This window comes from Acidovorax sp. HMWF018, from assembly GCF_003061035.1.
Lineage (GTDB): Bacteria > Pseudomonadota > Gammaproteobacteria > Burkholderiales > Burkholderiaceae_C > Acidovorax > Acidovorax delafieldii.
The window spans coordinates 1-3,507 of record NZ_QAIM01000573.1 but is presented as its reverse complement, the minus strand read 5'-3'; the positions used below and the strand labels follow the sequence as shown (position 1 = coordinate 3,507).

The window sequence follows — 3,507 nt, the reverse complement described above, 5'->3', positions numbered from 1 at the left end:
GTTGTTCGACTTGTCGCCGTCAATATGGTTGACCTCTAGCCCGGTACCTTCTTTGCCTGATGCTGCTTGCAGAAGCAGGCGATGGACAAACCTGCCATACCCCTTCTTGTCGTGCCACAGATGCACATAGACATAGCCCTTGGCTGTGGTTTTCAAGGAAAGCGGCTTTCCAGTCTCCAGATTGAAGACCTCGCCGCCATCCGTGATGCGGTACTTTTCTCCGAAGCCCCGGATCAAGAAGCCCAATGCGTCCTTGTCGAAGCTGCGCGGAGCGGGGGGCGCGCTAAAAAGATCGTGTTGGCTGGTGCGCGTCATTCCTTCGCCCCCTTGATCCGCTGTGTCTTAGCCAGCGATGCTGCCGACTGCTCGCGCGTTTCGATGGTGATGCCGCCTTTGGTCTTGCGCTCCAGGCTCACCGTGCGGCGGCCTGTTCGGTCAAACGCGATGGGTGCGGGCACTGGGCCGCTCGCTGGCGCCTTGCTGGTGTTGGTCTTGCGCGGTGGCAGCGCGGGAATGTCGCGATCTGGGCCGCGCTCGCGGGCCATGGTGAAGGCGTTTTCAGCCATGCTGCAGGCCCTCCGATTCCAGAGAGTCCGGATTGCATGGGACGAGCTTCAAAACGAGACTCGCTTCATGCCACTTCTTCGCAGCCCACTCCTTCAGGATTTCGTTCACCACCTCATTGCGGCTGGCCTTCGCACCGGCGCGGGCCATCCAATGAGCGTCGATAACGCCCATGATCTCTTTGGGAATATCGACGCGGAGTTCCGTGGTCGGGCGGTCGTCATTTCGAGCCCGCGCGAACATGGGCAGGTCGTGGTTGCTGTCGTTGTTGTGGCTCATGCGGTCCTCTATTCAGAAACTCTCTCGCGCGGTCAGGACACGGGAGAAAGTGGCTTTGTCAGGGCGCCGAAATTCAGCGCGGCTGCGATGCGCGCGCAGGCGCGGCGCATGCGGGGTGTGTGATGGGTGCCCGCCCTCTCCCGGCTACGATGGGAGTCGCTTACACAACCATCACCGAGAGGGGCAGACGAAATGGACGACCAAGGCAACACATCACTGGCGCTTGCGGGCGCAGTGCACGCATTGCTCGGGGAATTGATCGTGAAACTCGTGGACAAGGGAGTTCTCACTTCAGACGAGGCTCTTGGGGTCGTGCGGAAAACGCGCACGCAGCTAGAAGCGCCGCAACTACCAGGAGGCATCCGAGCGAGCGTCTACCTCGAAAACTTGGAGGACTTTTTTGCTCAATCCAAGCCCGGTTGATCTCTGTCGCAGCGGCTGTTGCAGGGGATTCGGTCTTCGATCCTGGGGTGGCTGTGGTTTCGTCCGCCCCATGGATTCGCACATGCCCTGAATCAAGAGCTCGCCGCAACCAGCCACCAGAAGCCTTTGGGGCACTGAGGCGGTCTTCCCTCGACGCTGTCTGGCGTGCAGCGATGGTCGGGTCGAAGGCCTCGCTGAACCACTCCTGCGAGTTCGACCACTTGGCGCGAATGATTTGCTCCGTGCTGACTGCAGGACTAGGCGTGCGATCAGCCATGGGCGGCCTCCTTGGCTTCGGCTGGGGTGCCCAGCTCGGGCCAGATCAAGTGCCAGTCGTCCGGGCGCAGCGTCTTGCGCGATACGCCCAGTGCAGCATCCACAGCAGCGCAGTGCTCCACTGGTACACCGCGCTCCATCCAGTTGCTCAACCGTTGTGGTGTGACGGCCAGCAGTTCTGCGGAGGCTTTGAGTCCGCGAGCCTCTACCGCTTGCTTGAGTGTTTCCATATGCGGCGATTTTCACACCATGTGAATATTAATGTCAACACCCAGTGAAGCACACAACTCACAATTTGTTTAAGCTCCCGCTATGCCATCACGCCCAATCGACGTAGCTCTGAAAATTGCGAAGGAGCGCGGACTCAACCAGACCGCCTTTGCGGCCAAGCTGGGGGCAACATCGGCGGACGTGTCGAACTGGAAAAAAAGAGGCATGCCCGCTGACAGGCATCTGGATGTGGCTATGGCGCTTGGCATATCTGTGGATGCTCTTTTTGCCGGTATCCCGAACGTGGTCCCCGCTCCCATCGGTGGCCGCAGCATCCCCGTCATCAGCGCCATTCAGGCTGGCATGTGGTGCGAGATCGTTGACCAATTCCAGCCAGGCGATGCGGACGAGTACCTGCTTACGGACTTGGAGCTGTCAGCTCACGCTTTTGCGCTCACGATACGCGGCGACAGCATGCTCCCAGAGTTCAACCCAGGCGACAGGGTCATCATCGACCCAGAGGTTGCCCCGCACCCTGGCGACTTTGTGGCCGCCAAGAACGGCGAGCAGGAAGCCACTTTCAAGAAGTACCGCCCGCGCGGCATGGATGCCCAGGGCAACATGGTTTTCGAGCTGGTGCCACTGAACGACGACTACCCAACCCTGCGTTCCGATATTCAGCCCATCAGGATCGTGGGGACCATGGTTGAGCATAGGAAGTACCGCCGGGCACGGTAGATGCCGGATCGGCGGCCTGGCGTATCGCCGCCACTCACCAAGGAAGCTGGATGTTCGGGTTATTCAAGAACCGCAAAAAATACAACGGCACCGTCGATACAAAGCTGAACAACGAATACCAGATTCAGACACGCGAGAATGAGTTTTTCCCAGGCATGCTTGCCTATCTGAAGCTCATTGATGGCGCTTGGGACTCCAACATGACCGAGGACGAGGCCGCCATGTACATAGCCTCGCTGTATGTTGCCGGACTCAAGAAGCACGGATTCCACGCAGTTGCCATACCAGTCTTGGAGCGACTGATGTCAGCTGGGCAATTTGGCGTGACCCACGGCACCATCCGTGTTGAACTGGCGCATCGATTTCTCTCTGCTATAGATGATGCGCAACCGGCGCGAGCGGCCGATCCAGAACCAGCCGTAGCCACAGTGCCTGTTGGCACCGAGGATTGGCGCGATAGGCCTGCTATCTTTCGCAAATGAAAGCGCTGTTGTTGCTTGCCTTTGGGATTGTCATCACCAGCGTGGACGCTACCGCGCGCACTGACCGCGACCGCACCCAGGTGCGGGCCTTCCGCGCCGAGAACCCCTGCCCCGCTACCGGCCGCACGCGCGGCGCCTGCCCGGGGTGGCACGTCGATCATGTGATTGCCCTATGCGCTGGCGGTGCTGATAGGCCCAGCAACATGCAGTGGATCACGAGAGAGGACCACCGGTTCAAGACGCTGGTGGATGTGAGGGAATGCCGGAAAACCCGGCGGAAGGAAACAAATGACGCCTCAAGAACACGAAGCGCTGCAACTCAAGATGAAGAATCTCGCGCAGCAGACTCTCATTACGTGGCTTGCTGATCTTTGGCGGGCGCGCCTTGCCATAACGCCGGAGCCCGAGCGGTCAATGACTCTAGCGGCGATGGAAGCAAAGTGACCTTGCCCCTGTTTCGTGTAGTTCTTAACCCACGATTCACGCGGCCTTTTTGCGCTGTGCCTCGTACCAGCGTTGTTCGTACTGCATCGGG

At 59.6% G+C, this 3,507-nt stretch carries 8 protein-coding genes; 4 read left to right on the top strand and 4 right to left on the bottom strand.

Annotated features, from left to right (window positions below):
• The 3 genes from DBR23_RS24535 to DBR23_RS24525 all read right to left on the bottom strand — a co-directional run.
• The coding region (locus DBR23_RS24535) for an HNH endonuclease (protein WP_199227794.1) at nucleotides 1-315 on the bottom strand (315 nt) is incomplete at its 3' end.
• Nucleotides 312-566 (bottom strand): hypothetical protein, encoded by a 255-nt coding sequence (locus DBR23_RS24530; protein ID WP_108499864.1) that lies wholly within the window; start codon nucleotides 564-566, stop codon nucleotides 312-314. The genes DBR23_RS24535 and DBR23_RS24530, both read right to left, overlap by 4 nt.
• On the bottom strand, nucleotides 559-843 hold the full coding sequence (locus DBR23_RS24525; RefSeq protein WP_108499863.1) for a hypothetical protein: 285 nt from the start codon (nucleotides 841-843) through the stop codon (nucleotides 559-561). Before DBR23_RS24525 ends, DBR23_RS24530 begins: the two co-directional genes overlap by 8 nt.
• Before the next feature lie 192 nt (nucleotides 844-1,035).
• Between DBR23_RS24525 and DBR23_RS24520 the strand changes: the two genes are divergently transcribed.
• Nucleotides 1,036-1,266: a hypothetical protein gene (locus DBR23_RS24520; RefSeq protein ID WP_108499862.1), complete on the top strand. Its 231-nt coding sequence runs from the start codon at nucleotides 1,036-1,038 to the stop codon at nucleotides 1,264-1,266.
• Between the two features lie 269 nt (nucleotides 1,267-1,535).
• Here the strand turns inward: DBR23_RS24520 and DBR23_RS24515 are convergent, their stop codons facing one another.
• Nucleotides 1,536-1,772 (bottom strand): YdaS family helix-turn-helix protein, encoded by a 237-nt coding sequence (locus DBR23_RS24515; protein WP_108499861.1) that lies wholly within the window; start codon nucleotides 1,770-1,772, stop codon nucleotides 1,536-1,538.
• A gap of 82 nt (nucleotides 1,773-1,854) precedes the next feature.
• Here DBR23_RS24515 and DBR23_RS24510 point away from each other — a divergent pair, with 82 nt between their 5' ends.
• From DBR23_RS24510 to DBR23_RS29785, 3 genes are all read left to right on the top strand, one after another.
• Nucleotides 1,855-2,490, top strand: a complete 636-nt coding sequence (locus DBR23_RS24510; RefSeq protein WP_108499860.1) for a LexA family transcriptional regulator — start codon at nucleotides 1,855-1,857, stop codon at nucleotides 2,488-2,490.
• A gap of 50 nt (nucleotides 2,491-2,540) precedes the next feature.
• Nucleotides 2,541-2,972 (top strand): hypothetical protein, encoded by a 432-nt coding sequence (locus DBR23_RS24505; RefSeq protein WP_108499859.1) that lies wholly within the window; start codon nucleotides 2,541-2,543, stop codon nucleotides 2,970-2,972.
• Nucleotides 2,973-3,260: 288 nt separating this feature from the next.
• Nucleotides 3,261-3,416, top strand: coding sequence for a hypothetical protein (locus DBR23_RS29785; RefSeq protein WP_158276492.1), 156 nt, complete (start codon nucleotides 3,261-3,263; stop codon nucleotides 3,414-3,416).
• Nucleotides 3,417-3,507 lie beyond the last annotated feature (91 nt).

Coding starts and splice junctions, on each gene's coding strand:
- DBR23_RS24525 (WP_108499863.1), bottom strand. CDS start 843: ATGAGCCACAACAACGACAGCAACCACGACCTGCCCATGTTCGCGCGG.
- DBR23_RS29785 (WP_158276492.1), top strand. CDS start 3,261: ATGACGCCTCAAGAACACGAAGCGCTGCAACTCAAGATGAAGAATCTC.
- DBR23_RS24515 (WP_108499861.1), bottom strand. CDS start 1,772: ATGGAAACACTCAAGCAAGCGGTAGAGGCTCGCGGACTCAAAGCCTCC.
- DBR23_RS24505 (WP_108499859.1), top strand. CDS start 2,541: ATGTTCGGGTTATTCAAGAACCGCAAAAAATACAACGGCACCGTCGAT.
- DBR23_RS24530 (WP_108499864.1), bottom strand. CDS start 566: ATGGCTGAAAACGCCTTCACCATGGCCCGCGAGCGCGGCCCAGATCGC.
- DBR23_RS24510 (WP_108499860.1), top strand. CDS start 1,855: ATGCCATCACGCCCAATCGACGTAGCTCTGAAAATTGCGAAGGAGCGC.
- DBR23_RS24520 (WP_108499862.1), top strand. CDS start 1,036: ATGGACGACCAAGGCAACACATCACTGGCGCTTGCGGGCGCAGTGCAC.